At 69.0% G+C, this 23,291-nt stretch carries 30 protein-coding genes; 25 read left to right on the forward strand and 5 right to left on the reverse strand.

Annotation, left to right across the window (positions count from 1 at the left end; all coding sequences use genetic code 11):
- Positions 1–23: 23 nt before the first annotated feature.
- From AB0N61_RS05110 to AB0N61_RS05120, 3 genes are all read left to right on the forward strand, one after another.
- A complete protein-coding gene (locus AB0N61_RS05110; RefSeq protein WP_363362222.1) occupies positions 24–767 on the forward strand; it encodes a GAF and ANTAR domain-containing protein in 744 nt (247 codons plus the stop codon).
- Positions 764–1,495 (forward strand): GAF and ANTAR domain-containing protein, encoded by a 732-nt coding sequence (locus AB0N61_RS05115; RefSeq protein WP_363362224.1) that lies wholly within the window; start codon positions 764–766, stop codon positions 1,493–1,495. The genes AB0N61_RS05110 and AB0N61_RS05115 overlap by 4 nt, the downstream gene beginning before the upstream one ends.
- A 99-nt stretch (positions 1,496–1,594) precedes the next feature.
- Entirely contained in the window at positions 1,595–1,942 is a 348-nt protein-coding gene (locus tag AB0N61_RS05120; RefSeq protein ID WP_363362225.1) for a hypothetical protein, read from the forward strand.
- A gap of 23 nt (positions 1,943–1,965) precedes the next feature.
- On the opposite strand, the gene AB0N61_RS05125 is transcribed toward AB0N61_RS05120, so the two are convergent.
- From AB0N61_RS05125 to AB0N61_RS05135, 3 genes are read right to left on the reverse strand one after another with little or no spacing between them, the layout of a single operon-like run.
- Positions 1,966–2,253, reverse strand: a complete 288-nt coding sequence (locus AB0N61_RS05125; RefSeq protein ID WP_363362227.1) for a DUF6510 family protein — start codon at positions 2,251–2,253, stop codon at positions 1,966–1,968.
- Entirely contained in the window at positions 2,253–2,978 is a 726-nt protein-coding gene (locus AB0N61_RS05130) for a ferredoxin reductase (protein ID WP_363362229.1), read from the reverse strand. The genes AB0N61_RS05125 and AB0N61_RS05130 overlap by 1 nt, the downstream gene beginning before the upstream one ends.
- Positions 2,975–3,565 carry a sulfite oxidase-like oxidoreductase gene (locus tag AB0N61_RS05135; RefSeq protein ID WP_363362231.1) on the reverse strand — a complete coding sequence of 197 codons (591 nt, stop codon included), beginning with the start codon at positions 3,563–3,565 and terminating at the stop codon, positions 2,975–2,977. The genes AB0N61_RS05130 and AB0N61_RS05135 overlap by 4 nt, the downstream gene beginning before the upstream one ends.
- Positions 3,566–3,728: 163 nt before the next feature.
- On the opposite strand from AB0N61_RS05135, the gene AB0N61_RS05140 reads away from it, so the two are divergent.
- Positions 3,729–4,562: an alpha/beta hydrolase gene (locus tag AB0N61_RS05140; RefSeq protein ID WP_363362233.1), complete on the forward strand. Its 834-nt coding sequence runs from the start codon at positions 3,729–3,731 to the stop codon at positions 4,560–4,562.
- Between the two features lie 65 nt (positions 4,563–4,627).
- Positions 4,628–5,380: an MBL fold metallo-hydrolase gene (locus AB0N61_RS05145; protein ID WP_363362234.1), complete on the forward strand. Its 753-nt coding sequence runs from the start codon at positions 4,628–4,630 to the stop codon at positions 5,378–5,380.
- 24 nt (positions 5,381–5,404) lie between these two features.
- Here AB0N61_RS05145 and AB0N61_RS05150 read toward each other — a convergent pair whose 3' ends face one another.
- Positions 5,405–5,971, reverse strand: coding sequence for a hypothetical protein (locus tag AB0N61_RS05150; RefSeq protein WP_363362236.1), 567 nt, complete (start codon positions 5,969–5,971; stop codon positions 5,405–5,407).
- 2 nt (positions 5,972–5,973) lie between these two features.
- Positions 5,974–7,122, reverse strand: a complete 1,149-nt coding sequence (locus tag AB0N61_RS05155; RefSeq protein ID WP_363362238.1) for a zinc-dependent alcohol dehydrogenase — start codon at positions 7,120–7,122, stop codon at positions 5,974–5,976.
- 252 nt (positions 7,123–7,374) lie between these two features.
- On the opposite strand from AB0N61_RS05155, the gene AB0N61_RS05160 reads away from it, so the two are divergent.
- The 20 genes from AB0N61_RS05160 (at position 7,375) to AB0N61_RS05255 (ending at position 23,287) form a co-directional block, all read left to right on the forward strand.
- Positions 7,375–8,232 carry a sigma-70 family RNA polymerase sigma factor gene (locus AB0N61_RS05160; RefSeq protein WP_363362240.1) on the forward strand — a complete coding sequence of 286 codons (858 nt, stop codon included), beginning with the start codon at positions 7,375–7,377 and terminating at the stop codon, positions 8,230–8,232.
- A 117-nt stretch (positions 8,233–8,349) separates the two neighbouring features.
- On the forward strand, positions 8,350–9,222 hold the full coding sequence (locus tag AB0N61_RS05165; protein ID WP_363362242.1) for a flagellin: 873 nt from the start codon (positions 8,350–8,352) through the stop codon (positions 9,220–9,222).
- A 101-nt stretch (positions 9,223–9,323) separates the two neighbouring features.
- Positions 9,324–10,685 carry a flagellar filament capping protein FliD gene (gene fliD, locus AB0N61_RS05170; RefSeq protein ID WP_363362244.1) on the forward strand — a complete coding sequence of 454 codons (1,362 nt, stop codon included), beginning with the start codon at positions 9,324–9,326 and terminating at the stop codon, positions 10,683–10,685.
- A 41-nt stretch (positions 10,686–10,726) separates the two neighbouring features.
- A complete protein-coding gene (fliS, locus tag AB0N61_RS05175) occupies positions 10,727–11,137 on the forward strand; it encodes a flagellar export chaperone FliS (RefSeq protein ID WP_167942819.1) in 411 nt (136 codons plus the stop codon).
- Between the two features lie 5 nt (positions 11,138–11,142).
- Positions 11,143–11,421, forward strand: a complete 279-nt coding sequence (locus AB0N61_RS05180) for a hypothetical protein (RefSeq protein WP_363362246.1) — start codon at positions 11,143–11,145, stop codon at positions 11,419–11,421.
- A 108-nt stretch (positions 11,422–11,529) separates the two neighbouring features.
- Positions 11,530–11,877 (forward strand): flagellar basal body protein, encoded by a 348-nt coding sequence (locus tag AB0N61_RS05185; protein WP_167942821.1) that lies wholly within the window; start codon positions 11,530–11,532, stop codon positions 11,875–11,877.
- On the forward strand, positions 11,874–12,266 hold the full coding sequence (gene flgC, locus AB0N61_RS05190; protein ID WP_363362248.1) for a flagellar basal body rod protein FlgC: 393 nt from the start codon (positions 11,874–11,876) through the stop codon (positions 12,264–12,266). The genes AB0N61_RS05185 and flgC overlap by 4 nt, the downstream gene beginning before the upstream one ends.
- Complete coding sequence (gene fliE, locus AB0N61_RS05195) at positions 12,266–12,583, forward strand: flagellar hook-basal body complex protein FliE (RefSeq protein WP_363362250.1); 318 nt, start codon at positions 12,266–12,268, stop codon at positions 12,581–12,583. The genes flgC and fliE overlap by 1 nt, the downstream gene beginning before the upstream one ends.
- 1 nt (position 12,584) lies before the next feature.
- Positions 12,585–14,225 (forward strand): flagellar basal-body MS-ring/collar protein FliF, encoded by a 1,641-nt coding sequence (gene fliF, locus AB0N61_RS05200; RefSeq protein WP_167942824.1) that lies wholly within the window; start codon positions 12,585–12,587, stop codon positions 14,223–14,225.
- Positions 14,222–15,304, forward strand: coding sequence for a flagellar motor switch protein FliG (fliG, locus tag AB0N61_RS05205; protein WP_363362252.1), 1,083 nt, complete (start codon positions 14,222–14,224; stop codon positions 15,302–15,304). Before fliF ends, fliG begins: the two co-directional genes overlap by 4 nt.
- A gap of 134 nt (positions 15,305–15,438) precedes the next feature.
- Positions 15,439–16,077 (forward strand): FliH/SctL family protein, encoded by a 639-nt coding sequence (locus tag AB0N61_RS05210; RefSeq protein WP_363362254.1) that lies wholly within the window; start codon positions 15,439–15,441, stop codon positions 16,075–16,077.
- Positions 16,074–17,402, forward strand: a complete 1,329-nt coding sequence (locus tag AB0N61_RS05215; RefSeq protein ID WP_363362255.1) for a FliI/YscN family ATPase — start codon at positions 16,074–16,076, stop codon at positions 17,400–17,402. The genes AB0N61_RS05210 and AB0N61_RS05215 overlap by 4 nt, the downstream gene beginning before the upstream one ends.
- Positions 17,399–17,824: a hypothetical protein gene (locus tag AB0N61_RS05220; protein ID WP_363362256.1), complete on the forward strand. Its 426-nt coding sequence runs from the start codon at positions 17,399–17,401 to the stop codon at positions 17,822–17,824. Before AB0N61_RS05215 ends, AB0N61_RS05220 begins: the two co-directional genes overlap by 4 nt.
- Positions 17,821–18,201: a hypothetical protein gene (locus tag AB0N61_RS05225; RefSeq protein WP_363362258.1), complete on the forward strand. Its 381-nt coding sequence runs from the start codon at positions 17,821–17,823 to the stop codon at positions 18,199–18,201. The genes AB0N61_RS05220 and AB0N61_RS05225 overlap by 4 nt, the downstream gene beginning before the upstream one ends.
- Positions 18,198–19,667, forward strand: a complete 1,470-nt coding sequence (locus AB0N61_RS05230) for a hypothetical protein (RefSeq protein WP_363362260.1) — start codon at positions 18,198–18,200, stop codon at positions 19,665–19,667. Before AB0N61_RS05225 ends, AB0N61_RS05230 begins: the two co-directional genes overlap by 4 nt.
- A gap of 12 nt (positions 19,668–19,679) precedes the next feature.
- Positions 19,680–20,147 (forward strand): flagellar hook capping FlgD N-terminal domain-containing protein, encoded by a 468-nt coding sequence (locus AB0N61_RS05235; RefSeq protein WP_363362262.1) that lies wholly within the window; start codon positions 19,680–19,682, stop codon positions 20,145–20,147.
- Positions 20,148–20,177: 30 nt separating this feature from the next.
- Positions 20,178–21,344, forward strand: coding sequence for a flagellar hook protein FlgE (locus AB0N61_RS05240; RefSeq protein ID WP_363362264.1), 1,167 nt, complete (start codon positions 20,178–20,180; stop codon positions 21,342–21,344).
- Between the two features lie 121 nt (positions 21,345–21,465).
- Positions 21,466–21,681, forward strand: coding sequence for a flagellar FlbD family protein (locus AB0N61_RS05245; RefSeq protein ID WP_363362266.1), 216 nt, complete (start codon positions 21,466–21,468; stop codon positions 21,679–21,681).
- 2 nt (positions 21,682–21,683) lie between these two features.
- Positions 21,684–22,481 (forward strand): MotA/TolQ/ExbB proton channel family protein, encoded by a 798-nt coding sequence (locus AB0N61_RS05250; protein ID WP_363363159.1) that lies wholly within the window; start codon positions 21,684–21,686, stop codon positions 22,479–22,481.
- Positions 22,478–23,287, forward strand: a complete 810-nt coding sequence (locus AB0N61_RS05255; protein ID WP_363362268.1) for a flagellar motor protein MotB — start codon at positions 22,478–22,480, stop codon at positions 23,285–23,287. The genes AB0N61_RS05250 and AB0N61_RS05255 overlap by 4 nt, the downstream gene beginning before the upstream one ends.
- Positions 23,288–23,291: the final 4 nt, after the last annotated feature.

A 23,291-nucleotide genomic window follows, 5' to 3' on the forward strand; every position in this document is an offset into this window, starting at 1 on the left:
GGGCTTGTCACCGATCGGTTGTTGTGCAACTCTCGGATCTCGTAGGTGCTTCCATCGCGCCGGCCCCGAGCGGGCGGTATCGTGAACAGAACCTGGAGCGCTCGGGTCGTCAGCTGGCCACGCTCAGCGGGTTCTTCGTCGATCGGTTCCCGGTCACGGGCGCTGCGGTCTCGACCGTGGGCGATGTGCTGGGAAGCGAGACGATCTCCGCCACCGACGACGGGGCTGCACGACTGGACGAGCTCCAGTTCGACCTCGGTGAAGGCCCGTGCTGGGAGGCTCTGCGCACCTCGGCCGCTGTGCTCGAGCCCGACTTCCGACGCCGGGGCGTCTCGCGGTGGCCCGCCTTCGCGTCCGCCGTGGAGGACGACATGGAGGTGGCGTCGATGTTCGCCTTTCCGCTGACGGTCGGGGAGATCAGGATGGGCGCCGTCGACCTCTACTCGGTGGAACCGGTGACCCTGAGCCCGCAAGAGTGCACGCAGGCGCGGGCCATGGCCCATGTGGTCAGCCGGCACGTGCTGCGGGACGCCCTGTCGGGCTTCGCCGACAGCGACGCCCGGACGGGAACCTACTCGCGACGAACGGTGCACCAGGCGACGGGGATCGTGCTCGCGCAGCTCGACATCGGTCCGGACGACGCGCTGCTCATGCTCCAGGCCCGAGCCTTCTCGACCGGGCAGCGTGTCATGGAGGTCGCGCAGGCCGTCATCGACGGCACGCTCCGTTTCTCCCGCACCTCGAGCGGCATCGAGGCGGGATCATGACCGCGGTGACGCGCGAGGCTCGGCTCCTCCAGCTCTTCGCCACGCTGGCCGACACGATGGTCGACGACTACGACGTCGTGGATCTTCTCCAGACGCTCGTGGAGGCGTGTCAGGAGCTGCTCGATGCGAGTGACGCCGGCATCCTTCTCGCAGACCCTGCCGGCGAGCTCGAGGTCGTCGCATCGACGAGCGAGGCGACGGAGCTCGTCGAGGTGATCCAGCTCAGCGCGGAGGCAGGGCCCTGTATCGAGTGCTTCCTCACGGGCGCCGCGGTGTCGGTCCCCGACATCGCCTCCGGCTCGGAGAACTGGCCGATCTTCCGCCAGGCGGCATTGGAGAACGGGTTCGCGGCCATTCAGGCGATACCGATGCGGCTGCGGAACACGACGATCGGCACCCTCAATCTGCTTCGCACCGAGACCGGGTCACTGCCGGCTGAACACCTCTCTGCGGCGCGAGCGTTCGCCGATGTGGCCACCATCGGGATCCTGCACGAGCGGAGCCTGCGCGAGCAGGAAGCGCTGTCGTCGCAGCTGCAGACAGCGCTGAACAGCCGGGTGATGATCGAGCAGGCCAAGGGGGTGGTCTCGTTCACGGCCGGGGTGTCGATCCCTGACGCCTTCGCGCTCATACGCCGGTATGCGCGGAGTCGCGGGCTGCGTCTGAGCGAGGTGGCCGAACGCATCGTGCAGCGCGACATCCGACTCGGATCACCTGAATCCCGATAACGCAAGGGGGGTCGACCTCGCGGAAGAACGGGCCTAGCGTGACATCGCTGCCCCGGACCCGGTAGCGAAACGCAACCGTCGAGAGCTCCGGGAGTGATCATGAAGTCCCTCATCACCCAGGTCGGCACCTACGTGACCGGTGACGCCACCGCAGACGCGGTGTTGGAGTACTGGGCGGCCCTGGCTGAAGAGGGGCGATCGGACGTGATCGAAGTCCCGATCGTCGGACCCGCGGGGGGTCGGTCGCGGGTGCGGGTGACGCTCGGAGCGATGTTCCCGATCGCGGTGCTGCACGCGGAGCTCTCACCGCCGATCGAGGACGATGAGGGCGCTGCCGACGAGATCCGCGCCCGCACTCGGGCACTCGTGCCGACGGCGACCAGCGCATTCGACTCCGGCGACGTGCGTGAGGTGTTCGACCCCGAGTGCGACTCGGACGAGGTGTGAATCCGGTCGTCCGGCCGAGCGAGCTAGTCGCCGTCGCGCGACCACTCCAGGCGGGCCAGAGCGCCGAAGTCGAGCGTGTACCGCCCGTCGGCATGCAGGCAGGTCAGCAGCGTGCGCCCGCATCCGCGGCACAGCAGGATGACGCCGGCCGGATCGACCTCGGCGACCGCATCGCCGAGTTCGGCCTCCCGATCGCAGTGCGCGCAGGCCGCCCGCGCAGCGGTCATGTCCCTGCCGAACACCTCGAGCAGGATTCCGCCCGCGGCGTTGCCGTCGACTCTCGTGCGATGGCCGGGGTGGGCAGCGTCCATCAGGCACCTCCGAAGCGCTCGGTGCGGATGCGGTCGGGCTCATGCCCCGCCGCGACGAGCAGATCTGCGACGGCTTCGACGAAGCCGGTCGGCCCGCACACGTAGACCGAGGGGCGCTGCGAGGCCGGGATGGTGGACGCCGCGATCGTCGCCGCGTCCACCCGGCCGACGGGTCGAGCCCAGCCGGGCGGTGCCGAGCGGCTGTATGCCCAATCGAGGGTGAAGGCTCCGCCGGCGAGGTCTTCGAGTTCAGTCGCGTAGAACGCGTCGTCCGCGGAACGCACCGCATACAGCAGCCGCATCGGCGCGGAGCTGCCCGAGCGCGCGTGCTCCTTCGACATGGCGAGAAGCGGCACTATCCCTGATCCGCCGGCGATGAGCTGCACGGGCTCGGTCTGCACAGGGGTCCACACGAAGTACGCGCCGATGGGGCCGCGGACCTCCAGCTCGTCCCCGGGGCGCACATCCTCGACCAGGTACGGAGAGACCTCGCCGTCTGGCACCTCATCGACGGCGAGCTCCAGCAGGCCGTCATCGCCGGCCGAGGCGAGCGAGTACGACCGTACGGCCTGATAGCCGTCTTCGGCGGTCAGTCGCAGGTCGACGTGCTGACCGGCCAGGTTGCCCGGCCATCCGTCGACTCTCAGGGTGAGCACTCGGCCGTGCGGCGTGGTTCTCCGCGCCTCCACGACAGTGGCGACGAGCCACAGCGACGAGGACGTCACCAGTAACGCTCCTCTTTCCACGGATCGCCGTACATGTTGTAGCCGTTCTGCTCCCAGAATCCGGGTTCGTCGTGCTCGAGCAGATCCAGGCCGTGCACCCACTTCGCGGACTTCCAGAAATAGAGGTGCGGCACGAGAAGCCGTGCGGGGCCGCCATGCTCTGCCGCGAGCGGTTCGCCCTCGAACTCGAAAGCGATCCACGCCCTGCCCCCGGTCAGGTCGGCGCGAGGGACGTTGGTCGTGTATCCGCCGTAGGAGAAGACCCGGGTGAATTCGCCGTCGCCGGCATCCTGCAGCAGATGGTCCAGCGAGACTCCGCGCCACTGCGTGCCGAGCTTCGACCACCGCGTGACGCAGTGGATGTCGGTGGTGATCGTGTCGATCGGGAGTGCCTGCAGCTCGTCCCACGACCAGGTGCGTCGGATGCCGTCGAGCCCCACGACGGCGAACTCCCAGGTGTCCGTCGTGACCCGAGGAGTCGGCCCGGCCGAGAGCACAGGGAAGTCCGCGGTGAGGTACTGCCCCGGGGGGAGTCGGTCATCGGACTCGCGTCGCCGTGCGCCGAAGCCGCGGGAGATCACAGCCATGCTCGCCTTCTTTCGTCGGTCCCGCCCATTCCACCCGATCGATCGCGCCGACGCCTCCTGCATGTGTCGGAACCCTACGACCGCCCGGTCGCCCTGATTCTAGGGCGGCCCGACGCGGTGTCGCACCTGCCGGCGCGGAGCGACGCGCGAGAGGATGGTCGCCATGACGGCGAACGCGGATCCCGGAGGACACCGAGCGGTGCGCGGGTCCGGGCGACCACGGGGTGCGGAGCGCAGGCTGACCGTGCGCGGGATGCGGGTCCGGGTGACGGAGAGCCGGGCGGACGATGCGAGCGAGACGATCATGCTGATCCACGGCATCGGCATGTCCCACCGCTACTTCGTGCGACTGCACCGGGCGCTCGCTCCGTCGGCTCGCGTCGTGTCCCTCGACCTGCCCGGCTTCGGGGGGCTCCCCAAGCCCTCGCGCGATGTGTCGATCGCCGACATGGCCGCACTCATCGCAGACGTCGTGGCCGCAGAGAGCAGCGGCCCGGTCGTGCTCGTCGGGCACTCCATGGGGGCACAGTGGGCTGTCGAGACCGCGGCGAGCCACCCGGCGCGGATCGCCGGGGTCGTCGCGATCGGGCCGGTCGTCGACGACGCGCATCGCAGCCTCGGCGCACAGGCGCGTGCGCTCGCGATCGACACGGTCGGCGAAACGCCCGCCACGAACGTCGTCGTCTTCACCGACTACGCGCGGTGCGGCCCGCGATGGTACCTGCGACAGGTCGCCCATATGCTGCGGTATCCGATCGAGGAGCGGGTTCGCGGCCTCGCCGTGCCGCTGCTCGTCATGCGCGGGGCGAAAGACCCGGTCGCGGGCGCCGCATGGTGCGATCGCCTCGCCGCGAGTGCCGGCGGTCCGCGCGTCATCACGATCCCCTCCAGGCACCACGTCGTGCAGCGATCGGCGCCGGATGCGGTCGCAGACGGCATCCTGGGGCACACCGTGAGATGGCGATCGCGGCCGTCGGCGGGGTCGACGGGAGAATAGCTCGGCCTCTGCCTCGAGATGTCAAGACCGTCTCCGACAGGGGGCGGGATTCATAGCGTGGCCTCATGAACCGAACTCGAACCTTCACCGAGGTGGCGCCGGGCTTCTTCTGCGTGTCCGTCGCCGAGGTGAACTGCTATCTGATCAAGACCACCGATGGACTCACCCTCGTCGACGCAGGGCTGCCCGGCAGCCGACGTCCGCTGCGCGCGCTGCTGCGACATCTGGGCGCGGGGGAGTCGGACATCGATGCGGTCATCCTGACGCACGGCCACTTCGACCATGTCGGCGTCGCGGCGAGCATGCGCGCGCAGGGGGCTGAGGTGCTCGTGCATTCGGCGGACGCCCGCCTCGCCCGGCATCCCTACAGCTACCGCCCGGCGAGTCCTCGGGTGCCCTATCTGCTCTCGCATCCGCGCGGCATTCCCGTGATCGCGAACATGGCCGCGCACGGGGCGCTCGGAGTGCGCGGAGTGGATGCACTCGGCCGGATCCACCACGGGCAGCGCATCGCGGCGCCCGGTTCGCCGACCGCGCTGTGGACCCCCGGGCACACCGACGGGCACTGCGCGGTGTTCTTCGAGGACCAGGGGATCATGCTCTCGGGCGACGCGCTCGTGACCCTCGATCCCTACACAGGCGAGACGGGGCCCCAGATCGTGGCGCGCGCGGCGACCTCCGACACCGCGCGGGCGCTCGCATCGCTCGACACGCTCGCCGAGACGTCGGCTCGTCTCGTTCTGCCCGGTCACGGCGGGCCGTGGCGAGAGGGGATCGCGAGCGCGGTGGCGGCGGCCGCACGACGCGGCGCCCACTGAGGGCGGGCACCGCGTCGTGTGTGGTCAGCGCGGTCGGAGCACGCGCCGCACTGCCGCCACAGTCGCCGCCGCGGCCAGCAGCCACGGGCCGACGACGATGATGGGGTCGAGCCAGATGTGCCGCAGATCGCGGCGTCCGCGCCCGAACCGCGACGTGATCGGATGGTGGCGCGGCTCCGACGTGACTCCCGTCTGTGTCACGGGATTGTCCGGGCGGCGTGTCGCGAACGACGCGATATGCGCGGTGACCGCGTCGACCCGGTCGCCGAGCACGAGCAGCAGCCACCGCGTGTTCTTCGTCTCGCTGAAGTGGTCGTACGCGAACCGGCGGATCGCGCCGGACACTCCGTGGAGCGGCTGAGCGGTGCCGTAGACGGGCGGGAGCATCGAGTGCTCGATCGACCTCTCTCGCGCGGGGTCATCACCCTGACGGTCGGGGAATGTCCAGTGGGCGCCGGTGTCGGGAAGATCCTCCCGCTGGTTCCAGGTCTGCCGGTGCTCGGGGGCGAAATCGGCGCCCCACCCGGGAATCCGTTCGCGGAGCTCGTCTGCAGAAGGCTCGAGGCCTGGACGATCGGCTGTGTAGGGCATGATCATTCCTCTCCGACGACCACGAGCGGTTTGATGCAGTCGTCCAGCTTGGCGGAGAACACGTGGTAGCCCTCCGCGATGTCCTCCAGCGGGAACCTGTGGGTGAGAAGCTCGGACGGGCGCACGTGGCCGTCGCGGATGTGTTCGAGCAGTCGCGGCCACTGGCGCTTGACCGGCGCCTGGTTCGCCCGAAGCGTGAGCCCCTTGTTCATCACATCGCCCATGCGAACAGCGGAGGTGAGCGGGCCGTAGGCGCCGATCACCGAGACGGTGCCGCCCTTGCGCACGGAGTCGATGGCCCAGTTGAGCGCGACCGGCGAGCCGCCCTGGAGCTTCAGCTTCGCCGCGGTCACGTGCTGTAGGACACTGCCGTCCGCCTCCGCCCCGACGGCGTCGATCACCACGTCGGCGCCGAGATAGCCCGTGGTCTTCTTGAGCGCGAGCACGATGTCGGGCACCTCCGCGAGGTGGATGGTCTCGGCGTGAGCGAAGGTCCGCGCCTTCTCGAGTCGGTAGTCGATGTGGTCGACGACGATCACCCGTCCCGCGCCGAGGAACCACGCCGAACGGGCCGCCGCCAGGCCCACCGGACCCGCGCCGAAGACGACGACGGTGTCGAGGGGGGCGATATCGGCCAGCTGGGCACCGAAATACCCGGTCGAGAAGGCATCGGTCAGCAGCAGCGCGTCTTCGGAGCTCAACCACTCGGGGATGACTGAGGGGCCCACGTCGGCGAACGGCACGCGCACGAACTCGGCCTGACCGCCGTCGTACCCGCCCGTGGTGTGCGAGTAGCCGTAGATACCTCCGACCGCCGTCGCGTTCGGGTTCACGTTGTGGCAGTTCGAGAAGAGCCCGCGACTGCAGAAGTAGCACGAGCCGCAGTAGATGTTGAAGGGCACCATGACCCGATCGCCGCGCTGCAGGGTCTGCACGGACGACCCCACCTCTTCGACGACGCCGACGATCTCGTGCCCGAAAGTGTGGCCGATGCGCGTGTCGGGCATCATGCCGTGGTACAGGTGCAGGTCGGATCCGCAGATCGCCGCCCTGGTCACCCTGACGATCGCGTCGTTCGGATGGTGGATGCGTGGTTCGGCTTTCTCTTCCACCCGGACCTTGTACGGGCCTCGGTAGGTCATCGCCTTCATCTCCGTGCCTCCGTCTGTCGTTGCACCAGGATCATGGTCATGCGCTCCTTCGGATCGGGGTGGATGCCCAGGAGACCTGGTCGCGCGGAGACGGAATACGGGCTTCACAGAGAGGCGGGTGGCGAGGATAATCCGCGAATCCGCGTTCGGGGGTCCCGCGACGCGAGAATTGCTCGTGGCTTTTTCTGCTCATAAACGTGTGCTTTGTGCTAGCTTCGCTCGTAAAACAGTTGTTCTAGCCACGGAGTCACATTGCTGAGTAGTTCTGCTGTTTCCGCTGATTCCACTCAGCCCGAGGAAGCCCCCGCCTCACCCGACAAGCTGGCGCGCGACAACATGCCGCTCGCGACCTTCCTTGCGGTCGAGAAGGCGCGATCGGCGACGCACGTCGACCTGGACGACCTTCTCTCGGCCGCCCGCTTGGGTCTCGCGCGCGCGGCCATGTCATATGACCCCGCGCGGGGGATCCCGTTCGGCGCCTTCGCGAGCAGCCAGATCAACTGGGCGATGCTGTCGGAGATGCGTCGCGCAGACCCGGCCGGCGAGCGTGGACGCGACAAGATCGAGCGCGTGCGAGTCGCCGCCGAGACGGTGCTCGCGCGCACCGGCCGGGCAGCGAGCATCGCGGAGCTCGCGAGGGAGTCGGGGCTCGCCGCCGAGGTCGTCTCCGAGATGATGAAGCTCGACGAGATGGTCCGCACGGCGATCAGCTTCGAGGAGCACTTCGACGCCGAGACCGGACGACAGGCGGTCGACCTCACCGACAGCGTCATCCTTCCCGAGCACGCCGTCGAGCAGTCCGAGACGCGAGCGATGATGAACCGCGTGGTCGACGCCCTCCCGACGGCCATGCAGCAGGTCGTCCGTGGCATCTACCTCGAAGACCGCATGGTGAAGGACATCGCTGAAGAGCTCGCGGTCAGTCACGCATATGTGTCGAAGCTGCGCTCGCGCGGCCTCGAACTGATGCGCGAGGCCATGGAGGCCTGGGAGAACGGCACGACCGGTGACCGATCGACCAAGGCCAGGGCCGAGTTCTTCGCGACCCTCTTCGGGCCGGTGCGCGCCGAGATCCGCGACCGGTCGAGCGAGCTCCTCGCCGCCGTGTGACCCCACGCGCGGAATCTTCCGGATCCGTGGTTACGTCGGCGGCCGATGTCGCGAATATCGGTTGTGCAGGCCCACGGATGGGCCCGCATTCAGTCCCATAACCACGGAGGAACACTCATGGGTCTTCAGATCGCAACCAACGTCGGTGCACTCAACGCGTACCGCAACCTCTCTGTCAACCAGAACGACGTCTCGAAGTCGCTCGAGAAGCTCTCGAGCGGCCTGCGCATCAACCGCGCTGCCGATGACGCCGCCGGCCTCGCCATCTCGGAGGGCCTGCGTTCGCAGGTCAACGGCCTGAACGTCGCAGCCCGCAACGCTCAGGACGGCATCTCGGTCATCCAGACCGCAGAAGGCGCGCTCACCGAGGTCCACTCGATCCTGCAGCGCGTCCGCGACCTGGCTGTCCAGGCCGGCAACGACTCGAACAACGCCGACTCGCGCGCCGCGATCACGACCGAGGTCACGCAGCTGACCGACGAACTGGTCCGCATCGCCGACTCGACGAACTTCAACGGCATCGACCTGCTCAAGGGAGGCACCGCCCTGAGCTTCCAGGTCGGAGCCAACGGAGACGCGTCGTCGCAGATCGCGGTCGACCGCGGTGACCTCAAGGCCGCGCTGGCCGACATCACCGTCATCACCTACGGCGCTGCCGGAGCCGCGTCGACGCACGCTGTCACGGCGGCCTACTCGTTCGACTCGGCCACGGAGGCGGCCGCGGCCGTCACCGCGATCGACAAGGCGATCACCGCGATCTCGTCGCAGCGTTCGGACCTCGGTGCGGCGCAGAACCGCTTCGAGTCGACGATCAACTCGCTGCAGGTCTCGGCAGAGAACCTGGGTGCAGCCAAGAGCCGCATCGCGGACACCGACATGGCCGCCGAGATGGTCAAGTACACCGCCTCGAACATCCTGGCGCAGGCCGGCACCGCCATGCTCGCTCAGGCGAACCAGTCGGGCCAGGGCGTCCTGCAGCTTCTCCGTTGAGTCGCTGCGCCTGAGGCGCACAGGGCGCCCGGGCGGAGTCACCTCCGCCCGGGCGCCTTCCTGTAGGACACCATCACCGCCACGCACGGAAGACGACCGGGATGAAACTCGACGGACTCGTATCAGGGCTCAAGACCGAGGAGCTCATCAAAGCCCTCATGGACGTCTCGGCGATCCCGAAGACGCTCATCACGAACAAGATCACCGACCGCAACTCGGTCATCACCAACCTTCAGTCCCTCAACAAGACGCTGCAAGAGCTCGTCGACAAGGCCAAGACCGCCGCAGGGCCCAGCTCCCTGGCGGCGTTCACCGCGTCGTCGTCGTCCGAGACCGTCACCATCACGGCCGGAGCCAAGGCGACCGCCTTCTCCACGGCGATCGTCGTCGACGCGGTCGCCACTGCGCACTCTCTCGTGACCGCTGCCGCGGGCGCCACCGCCTGGGGCGGCACCTACACCCTCGTCGGGGCGGACGGTGAGGCGGTCGAGGTCACCCCGCTCGGAACCGGCCCGCAGGAGCTCGCCACCGCGATCAACGCGTCGAAGGCCGGCGTGAGCGCGACCGTCGTGCCCGCAGGGACGGATGCCGACGGCAAGCCGCTCTCGCGCATCCAGCTCACCTCCGCCGAGACGGGCGAGGCCGGAGCATTCACGCTTCAGCGGGGCACCGCGGCCGAGGTCACGGCGGGCACCGCGACGGATCTCGGCGCGGCTCCGGGGGCGGCCCTGCTCACCCAGGGTGCAGACGCGCGCATCCGTCTGTTCGCCGGAACCGCCGCCGAGCAGACCCTCGAGAGCGCGAGCAACACCATCTCCGTCGGCGAGGGCATCGACGTCACGGTCTCCAAGGTCAGCGCAGACCCGGTCACGGTGACCGTCACACGGGATGTGAAGAAGCAGAGCTCTACGGCAGAGGCGTTCGTCAAGGAGATCGCCGCGCTGCTGGTCCGTATCGACAACGGCTCGAAGGCGACCATCGGCGACGTCGGCGAGACCACGACCCTCGGCGTCTTCACCGGAGACAGCACCGTGCGGAATCTCCGCGGCGCTCTGGCCGCCGCGGTGCAGCATCCGGTCGACGGCATCTCGCCGTCGACGATCGGCATCACGGTGAGCGACAAGGGCGTGCTCTCCTTCGACGCCGAGAAGTTCGCCGCAGCTCTCGCGGAAGACCCGCAGGGTGCGCAGGAGCTGTTCTCGGCGGTCTCGGCGCGAGTGCAGGATGTGACCAGCCAGTACTCGGACAAGTACGACGGCCTGCTGACCAAGCGCATCACCGGCCAGGAGGACGAGGTCAAGACCCTCAAGACCCAGGTCGAGCGCTGGGACATCCGCCTCGAGCAGCGCCGCGCCACTCTCGAACGCACGTATGCGCAGCTCGAAGTGCAGCTCTCGAAGCTGCAGTCGCAGTCGTCGTGGCTGACCAGCCAGCTCGCGGGGCTCACCGCGTCGGATTCCTGACCTCGTCCTCGTGACATCGCATCGCATCGGAGCACGTAATCATGGCACTCACCTCACTCGACAGGGCCAAGCAGCAGTATCTGGAGCAGCAGGTGGCCTCCGCGACGCCTGAGCGCCTGCTCACCCTGCTGTACGACCGTCTGCTCGTCGACATCGATCGCGCGGCGGTCGCGCAGGACGCGCAGGACTGGGCGGGCGCCGGCACGCACCTGACGCATGCGCAGTGGATCGTGGCCGAGCTCAACGGCTCGCTCACCGACGTCTGGGACGGCGCAGAGGAGCTGCGAGGGGTGTACACGTATCTGACGGGGCGGCTGATTGCCGCGAACATCTCCCGTGACCGCGCTGCGACGACGGAATGTCGAGCGCTCGTCGCCCCGCTGCGCGATGCCTGGCACGAGGCCGCCACGATGACGAGCGCCGCCGCGCCCCGCGTGTCGGCGCTGGGCTGACACGCGTGCCGGACAACCTGGCCGACTGGCTGGCCGTGCTCGATCAGTTCGAGCGCGCGCTCGAGGCCGCTGACGAGACCATGGACCCCGGGTCGTTCGAGCCGCCGTCCGGTCCCATCCCCGACGAGCTCCGGGCTCGCGCCGAGGCCGTGCTCGCCCGACAGCAGCTCATGATCAGCGGCCTCACCGCCTCGCGAGCACACGTCGCGCGAGAGGTCGCAGCGCTGCGCAGAGTCCCCACCGGTCGTCAGGATGTGCCGGCATACCTCGATGTCGAGGGTTGAGCGCCGCGGTTACATGAACGCCAGGGTGTCGCGATAGTCGGCACAGAGCACGGATCGCTCGATGATTGGCCAGGGATCGGCCTCTCCACCAACGTCCGGAGTGCCCCCGTGCTCGAATCCGTCACCTCCTCCGCGCTGATCAGCGCCCTCGACGGCCTGGCTCTGCGCCAGCGCTCGATCGCCGAGAACATCGCCAACGTCAACACGCCCGGCTATCAGGCCCAGCGCGTCCGCTTCGAGGACGAGCTGCGTTCCGCCGTCGACGGCGGTTCCGGCACCGTCGCTGCGACCGTCGAGCGGTCGCTCGAGCCGACTCGGCTGAACGGCAACAACGTCAACCTCGACACCGAGACGCTGTCGAACATCGACACCGTGCTGCGGTTCCAGTTCGCCAGCCAGGCGATCGGCGGCCAGGCCGCATCGATCACCAAGGCGATCGGGCAGGCGTCCGCATGACCTTCGACGCGATCGGCATCGCCGGCACCGGCCTGACCGCGCACCGCAAATGGCTCGACGCGCTCAGCGACAACATCGCCAACGTGAACACCGCGACGCCCGCAGGCCAGGAGGCGTTCCGGGAGAAGTTCGTGACCGTCCAGGCCGGCACCGACAGCCCCGGCGTGTATGTCGCCGGCGTGGTCGAATCCGAGGCCGACGCGAAGCTCGTGTACGACCCCGAGCATCCCTATGCCGACGACGACGGCTATGTGCAGTACCCGAACGTCGAGCTGGGAGACCAGATGAGCATGCTGATCCTCGCCCAGCGCGGATACGAGGCGAATGCCGCCGTCGTCGACCGTGCGAAGACGACCTACGAGGCCGCTCTGCAGATCGGCCGCAACTGATGTCGGGCATCGAGGCCGTCGGCGCATCGGGCGTCGCGCCGCTCTCGGCTCTCAGCTTCGAGAAGGGCCCGGATGCCGCAGGCGCCCCGGCGTCCGGCAGCACCTTCGCCACGACGCTCTCCGGGGCGATGGAGAACCTGCAGCAGCTGCAGTCGACGTCGAACGAGCTCGCCGTGCAGGCGGTCACGGGAGACCTGCAGGACATCCACCAGGCGATGATCGCCTCGACGCGCGCCTCGGTGACGCTCGATCTGGTGGTCGCCGTGCGTGACCGCAGCGTGTCTGCGTTCAACGAGATCATGAGGATGCAGGCCTGACATGCCCAAAGTGCTCACGAGCTACTACGATCGCGCCAAGCAGGTCGTCTCAGGATTCTCCCTCGCACAGCGCACGATCGCCATCATCGGTGTCGCGCTGCTCGTGATGGGCGCCATCGCGCTCGGTGCGTGGCTCACCAAGCCGCAGATGAGCCCGCTCTTCACCGGTCTGAGCGCGGGCGACGCCTCTGCCGTCGTCGAGCAGCTCAAGTCGGCAGGGGTGAGCTACGAGCTCACCGAGGGAGGCGCGACCATCCTCGTGCCCGACGACCAGGTCTATCCGCAGCGACTTGCGGCTGCCTCGGCGGGGCTCCCCGGCGACACCAGCGAGGGCTACACGCTGCTCGACGAGATGGGCGTGACAGCGAGCGAGTTCCAGCAGTCGGTGACGTACAAGCGCGCGATCGAGGGTGAGCTGGCCGGCACGATCGGGGCGATGCAGGGCATCTCGACCGCGTCGGTGCAGCTGGCCATCCCCGAGGAGAGCGTCTTCGTCTCGGAGCAGCAGAGCCCGACAGCGTCGGTGTTCGTGAAGACACGCAACGGCGCGAGCCTCAGCGACGAGAAGATCGAGGCGATCGTGCACCTCACGAGCGCAGCCGTGCCCGGGATGACGCCGGAGGACGTCGCGGTGACCGATCAGGACGGCCGCGTGCTCTCGGCGGTCGGCACCGGGCTCACGGGGAACTCCTCGAAGCAGGCCACGGAGCACGAGGCCAAGGTCGCCGCCTCGGTGAGCAAGATGCTCGAGACGATCGTCGGTCCCGGCAACGCGACCGTGACCGTGTCGGCAGATGTCGCGAACTCCACCTCCGAGCGCATGGACGAGACCTACTCGGCCCCCGAGGGCGAGCTGAGTGCGTCGGAGCAGACGAAGACCGAGACGTACAACGGCGGTCAGGGCGGCGGCACCGGCGTGCTCGGTCCCGACAACATCGCAGTCCCGAACAATGCCGACGGCAGCGGTGCCTACGAGTTCGAGGAGACCTCTCGCAACAACGCCGTCAACAAGTCGACCGAGAAGACCATCACACCCGCCGGAGAGGTCACGAGGCAGACCGTCAGCATCGCGCTGAACCGGGGAACCGTCACCGGGGTGACGGCGAATCAGATCGAATCGCTCGTGGCGTCAGCCGCGGGAATCGACGTGGAGCGCGGTGACGAGATCGCCGTCGAGTTCGTCGAGTTCAATCAGGCGGGTGCGACGGCGGCGCAGACGGCGCTGGCCGCGGCGGAGGCCGAGCGGGAGGCGCAGTTCCAGCAGGAGCTGCTGCGCTCCGCGATCATCGGAGGGGCGATCCTGCTCGCCGCGGTCATTCTGATCGTCTTCCTCGTCGTCCGACGGAAGATGAAGCGTCGGGTGATGTACACCGAAGACGGGCCCATCGAGTACTTCGCGACCGTGACCGAGAGCGAGGAGCAGAAGCTCCGTTCGCTGCGAGGGCTCAAGGAGGCCGAGGCGATCATCGCCCCGGCGCCGACCAAGCTGCTGCCGTCGGCCTCGGTCGATCTCGACGACGAGCCGGAGCCCGACAAGGTGCTCGTCGAGCGGCGACGTCGAGAGATCGACGACCTCGCCAAGCGCGAGCCCGACACGATCGCCAGTGCGCTGGCCGACCTGATGGATGAGGCGACAGTATGACCGCGCTGACCGAACTCCTCGACGCGCAGGCCGACACGGTCGAGGTCTCGACCGCGGAGACGCCCGCCGCTCCCGCTGTGCCCGAGATGAGCGGACTGCGCAAGGCCGCGATCGTGCTGATGAACATGGACCGCGCGACCAGCGCCGAGGTGCTGCGCCACCTCGGTGAGGAGCGCTCCGAGATGCTCGCGGCAGAGCTCACACAGCTCGGGGGAGTGGACGTCGCCTCGACAGCCCGCGCCCTCGGAGAGTTCCGGCGCATCGCCACCGGTGGTTCGGTGCCGTCACGCGGTGGTCAGGAACTCGCGACGGGACTGCTCGAGACGGCGTTCGGGCGTGAGAAGGCCGTCGGGATGGTCGGACGGGTCATGTCGCAGGGTTCGGTCTCGTTCGATTTCCTCAATGCGGCCGATCCGGCCCAGCTCGCCACCATCATCGAGGGCGAGCTCCCGACGACCGTCGCCGTGGTGCTGGCCAACCTGAGGGCTGATCGTGCCGCGGCGGTTCTCGCCGCGCTGCAGGACCCGCTGCGCACGGACGTCGCCCAGGCGATCGCGACGATGGGCACCGCCACCCAGGAGGCGATCTCGATCGTCGCCGATTCGCTGCGTTCGCGCACCGGAGTCTTCGCGATGCGAGACAACCACGAGTCGATCGGGGGCGTGCAGCCTCTCGTCGAGATCATCAACCGCTCGGACACCGCGCTCGAGAAGTCCCTGCTCGCCAGCCTCGAGGGGCGCGATCTGGCCCTGGCCGAGGACATCCGCAGCCGCATGGTCACCTTCGCCGACATCGCGCGCCTCGAGGATCGCGACGCGCAGCGGGTGCTGCGAGGCATCGACCTTCGCATGCTCGCGCTGGCGCTGAAGGGCGCCGACGATCAGATCACCGACAAGGTCAAGAGCAACATGACCGAGCGCAATCAGGAGAACCTCGCCGAGGAGACCCGAGTGCTCGGCCCTGTGCGCATGCGTCAGGTCGACGAGGCCAGAGCCGAGATCGTGCGCATCATCCGCGACCTGGAGGCCGCGGAGGAGATCACCATCTCGCGCGAAGACGAGGATGAGCTCATCGAGTGATCCCTCTGACGGCAGGTGAATCGGTCGAACCGGTTACGGACGCAGCCGGGTGTCGCGATAGTGGGGCTGGAGCACGGATCGCTCGACCTACGGGCCACGGACAGGCCTCGCCCTTCGATTCCGAGGTGTCCGCCGTGCTCGATTCCGCCTTCACGCCGCTGGTCGTGCCGCGTGTCGGCGAGACGCCCATCGACCTTCGCGGCGAGGCCGACCGGGCACGAGCCCGCGGTTACGCCGACGGGTTCGCCGAAGGACGCAGGATCGCGCTCGACGAGGCCGAGGTGCAGCGCGCCGCGCACGAGCAGCGGATGCACGAGCTCCGCGAGCTGTACCTGCACGAGCGCGGCTCAGGGCTGCGCGCGGTGGAGAGCGCACACGCGGCCCTCGATCGACGCATCGACGAACTGAGCACGTTGACCGCCGATCGCATCGAGGAGCTCGCCGTCGCCCTCGCCACGACGATCCTCGGAGCGGAGCTGTCGGATCCGGCTCGTTCGGCCGCGCATGCCCTGCGACGGGCCCTGGCCGAGATGCCCGCTGATCGATGGACCGGGGTCGCCTTCAGCGAGCAGGACCTCAGGATCCTGCAGGACGACGCGTCGACCATCGAGGCGCTGCGCGGCATCCGGATCTCTGCCTCTGCGGCCGTGGACAACGGCGGAGCCATCGTCGAGATCGAGGACGGCGCGGTCGACACGCGCATCACCGCCGCGCTCGCCCGCGCGGCCGCGGCGCTCGACGGCGACGAGCAGGATGCCGGGGAGATCGCATGATCACCGTGACGCCGTCGTGGCAGCGCGCCCTGTCGGCCGCGCGTCCGGAGCGTTCCGGCACGGTGCAGGCGGTGCGGGGACTCGGCGTGGAGGTGCGGGGCATCGACGGTGCGGTCGGCGACCGCGTGCGCATCGACGCGGCAGACGGACGCCCCGTGGATGCCGAGATCGTCGCCGTCGACGGGGCGGCCGCCCGCTGCATGCCTCTCGGGAGGCTCGACGGCATCACCGCCCGTGCGCGCGTACGGCACGGGGGAGCCCCGCTCCAGGTTCCGACCGGCCGGGCACTGCTCGGTCGTGTGCTCGACGGACTCGGGCGTCCGATCGACGGGAAGGGCCCGATCGACAGAGACGTCGCTCTCGTGTCGCTCGACCACGACGCCCCGAGCGTGATGGATCGCCAGCGCATCGATCGCCAGCTCGGCCTCGGTGTTCGTGTGCTCGACACGATGACGCCGGTGGGGTCCGGACAGCGCCTCGGTCTCTTCGCCGGCTCCGGTGTCGGCAAGTCCTCCCTGATGTCGATGATCGCTCGCGGATCGACGGCCGACGTGAACGTCATCGCCCTCGTCGGCGAGCGAGGCCGCGAGGTGCGCGAGTTCCTGGAAGACGACCTGGGGCCGGAGGGCCTGGCGCGCTCGGTCGTGATCGTCGCGACGTCGGATCAGCCGGCGATGGCCCGGCTGCGCTCCGCGTTCGTCGCGACCCGCATCGCCGAGGCGTTCCGCGATGACGGCCTCGACGTGGTGCTGATGATGGACTCGCTGACGCGAGTCGCGATGGCGCAACGCGAGATCGGCCTCAGCGCCGGCGAGCCACCCGCCACGCGAGGGTATCCGCCGTCGACGTTCTCGGTGCTGGCTCGCCTGCTCGAGCGTGCAGGAACCGGACCCGTCGGATCGATCACCGGTCTCTACACCGTGCTCGTCGACGGCGACGACCACAACGAGCCCATCGCGGATGCCGCCAGAGGAATCCTCGACGGCCATGTCGTGCTCAACCGCGCGCTTGCGATCCGCGGACATTTTCCCGCGATCGACGTGCTCGGATCGGTGTCCAGAGTCGTGTCGAAGATCACCACCCCCGAGCAGCGTCAGCATGCGGTGACGCTGCGCAGTGTGCTCGCGGCTCGCCGCAGCGCCAACGACCTGATCGAGATCGGCGCCTACCGACAGGGAGCCAACCCGATGGTCGACGCCGCTCTCGCGCACGAGGGGGCGATCTCTCGTTTCCTCACCCAGCGGATGGACGACCTCGCCGCATCCGATGATTCCTGGCAGCAGCTCGCCGCCCTCACCACCGACTTCGGAGGACTCACCTCATGACCTTCCCTTTGGCCGGCCTGCTGCGTGTGCGCGGCGCCCAGGAACGCGTCGCCGCCGAGCAGCTCTCGCAGGCGACCGCGGAACGGGCGCAGGCCGAGCTCGCCGAGCAGAGCGCGATCTCGAGCCTCGCCGAGATCAGCGCGCAGATCGACGATCCGCGCGCGCTGATGGCCATGGCCGCAGCTCGAGCTGCCGGGCGCAGCACGCTCAGTGACCTGCAGGCGCTGGTCGAGATGAGACGCAGCTCGGAGTCGGAGGCGAAGTCCGCGCACGTCGAGGCGCGGCGCGATCTGAAGGGACTCGAGAGGCTCGAGAGCTCCCACCGTGTCGAGACCGAGAAGGCCGAACTCGCCGCCGAGCAGTCGGCGCTCGATGAGATCGCCGTCGTCCGCACGGCGCAGCGCGAGGGGAGTGCGGCATGACCGGACTCGCGGCGGTGATCGCCCGCGTCGACGCGATCGAATCCCAGATGGTCTCGCTGGATCCCACGGCGCGCGCTGCGGCAGCGGCGGCGACCGCGACGGCCACGGAGACCGCCGCAGAGACGTCTGCGACGAGCGCCGCGGCGTTCGCCGGAGTCCTCGAGGCGGCGAAGGCCGCGTCGAACCCCGAAACCGCGACCGGCGAGACCTCCCACACCGCCGAGACCGCCGTCTCTGCGACGGAGGGCGGTGCCGGTGCCACCGGGGCGGACAGTGCGGAGATCGTCTCTGCGCTGCAGTCGTTGTTCTCGGCCACCGCGACGGGCACCGCGGGCTCGACCGTGTCGATGCAGAAGATCATCGAGATGCTGGGATGAGCGCCGTCGGGATGCTGGCGATGATGCCGGGTGCGGCGATCGCCGACTCGGACGCAGGCGGCCGGGCGTCGGCCGACTCGGGTTCGGTGTTCGGCGAGGCGCTCACCGCCGCGGGCAGGGCGATCGACAGCGCAGGGGAGCGGGGAGGGGCGATGCTCGCCCCCGGTGCGCAGGCGCTGTCGCCGGAGGAGAACCCGGCAGCATCCGAGGATGTGATCGACGCTGAGGCCGCGATCGCCGCCATGATTCCTCTCACGGTGCCGTTCGCTCCAGTCGTTCCTGCGTCCTCCGTCACCACTGCGCAGACGCCCTCAGCGCAGACGCCCTCAGCGCAGACGCCCTCAGTGCAGACGCCTCCGGCACTGGTGACGCCGGCAGTCGTGACGCCTGCAGTCGTGACGCCGGCACCCGTGACGCCCGCACCGGTGACGCCGGCGGTGGCGGAGCCCGCGATGTCGGATCCCACGCCGAGCGGGATTCCGGCGGACGATGCGGCCGCCGATGTGGACTCGATAGCTGTCGCCTCGGGCGTGGCGGGCGCGACGGGCACAACCGGCGCGACCGCCACGCTCGCATCTGCGACCCTGGCTGCTGCGCCGCCGACTTCGGCGCCTCTGGCTGCACCGTCGTCAGACGCGACAAGCGCGTCAGACGACGTGGCTGTCGCCGTCGGTGCCCGAGCGCTCCCCGAGGCCGCGCCGAGAGCCGCGAACGGCGGCGCCGCCGACTCGACGGAGCCGGCTCCCGCATCCATCTCGCTCGCGGCCACACCCCGCTCGGCGGCCCCGCCGGATCAGCTGTCGGCCGCTCCGACGCCGCCCACCGCGAACACCGTTCCCGCCCCGCTCACGGGCGGCCCGGATGCAACGCAGACGGCGAGCGATGCCGTCGATCCGACGACGGGATCGCAGGCAGCGCCGACCGCGGCGCCTCTCGCGCCGGTCGCCACGTCGGCCCCGACGATCACCCCGGCACAGGCTTCCGTCTCGGCCGACCCCGCACACCGGGCCGTCGCCGCACAGGTCGCGCCTGTGGTCGTGAACATCGCGCAGCGGCCTGCCGGCACTCATCAGCTCACCATGACGGTGAACCCCGACAGCCTCGGCCCCGTGACGGTGCGCGCGCACATCAGCGCATCCGGTGAGGTGCAGGTCGAGCTCAGCGGCGTGACCGATGCGGGGCGCGATGCGCTGCGGACCATGCTCGTGGATCTTCGCCGAGACCTCGCCGCGGTGATGCCGCACGCCACTTTGAACGTCGCCCACGGTGCATCGGCGGATGCCGCCGGTGATCGCGGCCACCAGGGCGCGGCCGACGCCTCGCCCGGTCAGGGCGGCGGAGACCGCGAGGCGAACCGCGGACGAACCGACGAAAACCGCGCGGGTGAGCCGATCCCCGAGCTTCCCTGGACCATCCCGACGACCTCCTCTGCCCTGTCCGGCACGGGGCTCGACACCTTCGCCTGAGAGGAAGAACGCATGACCGTCGATGCAGTGACCGCCCCGAGCTCGATCTACACGGGAGGAACCACCGACCCCGCGGCCCGCAAGCAGGTGCTCGATGGCGAGGTGTTCCTCAAGCTCCTGGTGACCCAGCTCACGCACCAGGATCCCTCGAGTCCGATGGACACCAACGAGATGATCTCGCAGACCACCCAGCTCGCGATGATGGAGCAGCTGACGACACTCGCCGACAACGGCGCCGAGGCCTTCGCCCTGAACATGCGCCAGGCGGCGAGCGCCCTCATCGGCCAGGAGGCGAGCTATAAGGACGCCGACGGCAAGACCGTCTCGGGCATCGTGACGAAGGTCTCGTTCGACGGCCCGATCCCGCAGGTGACCATCGGCGACAAGACCGTCGCTCTCGATGTCATCACCGGCGTCACCACCGCCCAGACCCCTGCCACACCGACCACCCCCGCTGCGCCCACCCCCGCCGCAGTCTGACCCCGTCTCACCCAGGAAGAGAGAAACCCCATGCTTCGCTCGCTCTACTCCGGAATCTCCGGTCTCCGCTCGCACCAGACGATGCTCGACGTCACGGGCAACAACATCGCCAACGTCAACACCGCCGGGTTCAAGGGCTCGTCCGTGCTGTTCCAGGACTCGCTGTCCCAGCTCATCGGCAACCCCGGCATCCCCGACGATGAGGTCGGCGGACGCAACCCCGCCCAGGTCGGTCTGGGCGTGCAGGTCGCGGGTGTGCGCACGAACTTCGCGCAGGGATCGGCACAGGCGACCGGTCGCGGCGGCGACCTGATGATCTCGGGCGACGGCTTCTTCGCCGTCCGAGCGGGCGGCGAGACCCTCTACACCCGAGCGGGCGGCTTCTCGTTCGACCCCACCGGCAAGATGGTCACCGCCGACGGAGCGATCGTGCAGGGCTGGTCTGCGCAGGACGGCGTGGTCAACACCGGACAGGCGCCGGGCAACATCGTGCTGCCGCTCGAGGCGGTGTCGCCCGCGAAGGCGACCACCTCGGCGACGGTGACGGGCAACCTGCCGTCGACGGCCGCCGTCGGCGACGAACTGGTGCGCGACGTGACGGTCTACGACGCGCAGGGCACGCCCTCGACTCTCAGCCTGACCTTCACGAAGACGGCTGCCGGGTGGGATGTGACCGAGCCGAACAGCGGCGCGACGGGTTCGCTGACCTTCACCGAGGGCACGCAGACGGGCGCCGGTCTCACTCTCACGGCCGGCGCGGTGAGCGTCGATCTGGGCTCGGTCACCGGCTATGCCAACATGTCGACCGTCGCTGTGACCGAGCAGGACGGCTCGGCCGCCGGCACGCTGAAGTCCTACAGCATCACCGGCGACGGATCCATCGTCGGCACCTTCAGCAACGGCGCGACCCAGACGCTGGGCAAGATCGCCATGGCGACGTTCGCCAACCCCGAAGGGCTCGAGAAGGCGGGCGGCTCGGCCTACCGCGCGTCGGTGAACTCGGGTGCTGTGCGCATCGGCGAGCCGGGCCAGGCCGGGTTCGGCAACCTCGTCTCGGGTGCCCTGGAGATGAGCAACGTCGATCTCTCCCAGGAGTTCACGAACCTCATCGTCGCTCAGCGCGGCTTCCAGGCCAACGCGCGCATCATCACCACGAGCGACGAGGTGCTGCAGGAGCTCACCCAGCTGAAGCGCTGAGCGTCTGCTCGGACTGGCTCCGACACGCTCGACGAGGCCCGTCCCTGGTTACCGGGGGCGGGCCTCGTCGCGATAGTCGGAGCAGACTTCCCCCTCTCATCCGAAGCCCGGAGACCCCCGCATGATCATCGTCACCCGCCTCGACCGCACCCGGTTCGCGGTGAACCCCGACCTGATCGAACGCATCCACGCCTCACCCGACACGACTCTGCACATGGTCGACGGTCATGTGTACGTGGTCGAGGAGGAGCTCGACGCCGTGATCGACCTGATCGTCGCCTACCGTGCGCGCGTTCTCGGCGCCGCCCAGGCACTCACCTCGCAGACGGGGGCGTGACGGTGGATCCCGCGTTCATCATCGGAGTGATCCTGGCGTTCGGCGCCCTGGTCGCCATGATCACGATGGAGGGGGCGAGCTTCGAGGCTCTGCTCATTCCGGCGCCGATGATCCTGGTGCTCGGGTCGACGATCGGCGTGGGCATCGCCAGCCACACCCTTCGCGACACGATCCTCGCGGCCAAGAGCCTCGGGCGCATGGTCAGGGGGCCCAAGATGACCCCGGAGGCGGTCATCCCCTTCCTCGTGGGGTACGCCGAGAAGGCCAGGGGCGAAGGTCTCCTGGCGCTGGAGCAGGAGCTCGACTCGGCACCCGACGTCTTCACCCGACAGGCGCTCCAGGCCCTCGCCGACGGCACGGATGCCGAGGATCTGCGCACGGTCATGGACGACGAGATCGCGGCGACGTCCTCGCGCAACCGCGTCGCATCGAAGTTCTTCGGCTCGCTGGGCGGCTACGCGCCGACGATCGGGATCGTCGGCACCGTCGTCTCGCTGACGCACGTGCTCGAGAAGCTCGACGAACCCGACCATCTCGGGCCGATGATCGCGGCGGCCTTCGTCGCCACGCTCTGGGGCCTGCTGTCGGCCAACTTCATCTGGAACCCGATCGCGGGTCGCCTCGGACGGATCGGAGCCGTCGAACTCGAGAGGATGACCCTGGTCGCCGAGGGCATGCTCGCCATCCAGGCCGGAAGCGCGCCCCATCTGCTCCAGGAGCGCCTCGAGGCGCTGTCGACCGTGAAGCCCAAGGCCGCCGCGAAGAAGCGCGAGCCCGAGCGGGCAGAGGGCACTCCATGAGCACAGCCCGACGAGCTCGCGGTCGCGGGCACGAGGACGACTCGCACGATGAGCCGGATGAGCGCTGGGCCGTCTCGTATGCCGACATGGTCACGGTTCTCATGTGCCTGTTCATCGTGCTTTTCGCCGTGTCGAACGTCGACAAGACGAAGTTCGAGCTGCTTGCCAACAGCCTGGCGACAGGCTTCGGTCAGGAGAGCACCGAGGGTGGTGCCGACACGGCCGAGGGGATGATCGTGCCGCCCGAGCTGCAGGACGACGACGGCGTGGTCGACCTCGCGGCGCGTGCCGAGACCGAGTTCGAGTCGCTCGTGGGGCTGCGTGATCGCATGAGCGCATCGCTGACAGCTCAGGGGCTGCAGGGCACCGTGCAGTTCGTGATCGACGATCGCGGCCTCCAGGTCGGGCTGGTCGGCGCAGAGACGTTCTTCGGCGACAACAGCACCGATCTCTCGGCGAAGGCGGATGCCGTGCTCGACACGATCGGAGACGTGCTGGTGACCGTCGACAACCAGGTGAGCGTCGAAGGGCATGCCGATCACCGGACCTCTGCCGCTCCCTTTCCCACCAACTGGGAGCTCTCGAGCGGACGCGCGACCCAGGTGGCGCGGTTCCTCGTCGAGCACGAAGGCATCGGAGGACCCCGGGTCAAGGCGACCGCGTTCTCCGACACGCGACCCATCGTGCCGGGCGACAGCCCCCAGGCGCTGGCCAGCAACCGACGCGTCGACATCATCGTCGAGTCGAACGAGGAAGAGCAGGTGAGAGCGCTGATCCCCGCTCTCGCGGCTGCTGCGAACAACTGAGCTC

It is taken from the genome of Microbacterium sp. NPDC089320 (assembly GCF_040684875.1).
GTDB lineage: Bacteria > Actinomycetota > Actinomycetes > Actinomycetales > Microbacteriaceae > Microbacterium.

Excerpts from the sequence above, each read along its gene's own strand:
- AB0N61_RS05230 (WP_363362260.1), top strand. The coding sequence starts at position 18,198 with ATGAGCGCCGTCGGGATGCTGGCGATGATGCCGGGTGCGGCGATCGCC.
- AB0N61_RS05255 (WP_363362268.1), top strand. The coding sequence starts at position 22,478 with ATGAGCACAGCCCGACGAGCTCGCGGTCGCGGGCACGAGGACGACTCG.
- AB0N61_RS05150 (WP_363362236.1), bottom strand. The coding sequence starts at position 5,971 with ATGCCCTACACAGCCGATCGTCCAGGCCTCGAGCCTTCTGCAGACGAG.
- AB0N61_RS05220 (WP_363362256.1), top strand. The coding sequence starts at position 17,399 with ATGACCTTCCCTTTGGCCGGCCTGCTGCGTGTGCGCGGCGCCCAGGAA.
- AB0N61_RS05240 (WP_363362264.1), top strand. The coding sequence starts at position 20,178 with ATGCTTCGCTCGCTCTACTCCGGAATCTCCGGTCTCCGCTCGCACCAG.
- AB0N61_RS05215 (WP_363362255.1), top strand. The coding sequence starts at position 16,074 with ATGATCACCGTGACGCCGTCGTGGCAGCGCGCCCTGTCGGCCGCGCGT.
- fliS (WP_167942819.1), top strand. The coding sequence starts at position 10,727 with ATGGCACTCACCTCACTCGACAGGGCCAAGCAGCAGTATCTGGAGCAG.
- AB0N61_RS05245 (WP_363362266.1), top strand. The coding sequence starts at position 21,466 with ATGATCATCGTCACCCGCCTCGACCGCACCCGGTTCGCGGTGAACCCC.
- AB0N61_RS05155 (WP_363362238.1), bottom strand. The coding sequence starts at position 7,122 with ATGAAGGCGATGACCTACCGAGGCCCGTACAAGGTCCGGGTGGAAGAG.
- AB0N61_RS05115 (WP_363362224.1), top strand. The coding sequence starts at position 764 with ATGACCGCGGTGACGCGCGAGGCTCGGCTCCTCCAGCTCTTCGCCACG.
- AB0N61_RS05145 (WP_363362234.1), top strand. The coding sequence starts at position 4,628 with ATGAACCGAACTCGAACCTTCACCGAGGTGGCGCCGGGCTTCTTCTGC.
- AB0N61_RS05120 (WP_363362225.1), top strand. The coding sequence starts at position 1,595 with ATGAAGTCCCTCATCACCCAGGTCGGCACCTACGTGACCGGTGACGCC.
- fliF (WP_167942824.1), top strand. The coding sequence starts at position 12,585 with ATGCCCAAAGTGCTCACGAGCTACTACGATCGCGCCAAGCAGGTCGTC.
- AB0N61_RS05125 (WP_363362227.1), bottom strand. The coding sequence starts at position 2,253 with ATGGACGCTGCCCACCCCGGCCATCGCACGAGAGTCGACGGCAACGCC.
- AB0N61_RS05225 (WP_363362258.1), top strand. The coding sequence starts at position 17,821 with ATGACCGGACTCGCGGCGGTGATCGCCCGCGTCGACGCGATCGAATCC.
- AB0N61_RS05165 (WP_363362242.1), top strand. The coding sequence starts at position 8,350 with ATGGGTCTTCAGATCGCAACCAACGTCGGTGCACTCAACGCGTACCGC.
- AB0N61_RS05140 (WP_363362233.1), top strand. The coding sequence starts at position 3,729 with ATGACGGCGAACGCGGATCCCGGAGGACACCGAGCGGTGCGCGGGTCC.
- flgC (WP_363362248.1), top strand. The coding sequence starts at position 11,874 with ATGACCTTCGACGCGATCGGCATCGCCGGCACCGGCCTGACCGCGCAC.
- AB0N61_RS05135 (WP_363362231.1), bottom strand. The coding sequence starts at position 3,565 with ATGGCTGTGATCTCCCGCGGCTTCGGCGCACGGCGACGCGAGTCCGAT.
- AB0N61_RS05235 (WP_363362262.1), top strand. The coding sequence starts at position 19,680 with ATGACCGTCGATGCAGTGACCGCCCCGAGCTCGATCTACACGGGAGGA.
- fliE (WP_363362250.1), top strand. The coding sequence starts at position 12,266 with ATGTCGGGCATCGAGGCCGTCGGCGCATCGGGCGTCGCGCCGCTCTCG.
- fliG (WP_363362252.1), top strand. The coding sequence starts at position 14,222 with ATGACCGCGCTGACCGAACTCCTCGACGCGCAGGCCGACACGGTCGAG.
- fliD (WP_363362244.1), top strand. The coding sequence starts at position 9,324 with ATGAAACTCGACGGACTCGTATCAGGGCTCAAGACCGAGGAGCTCATC.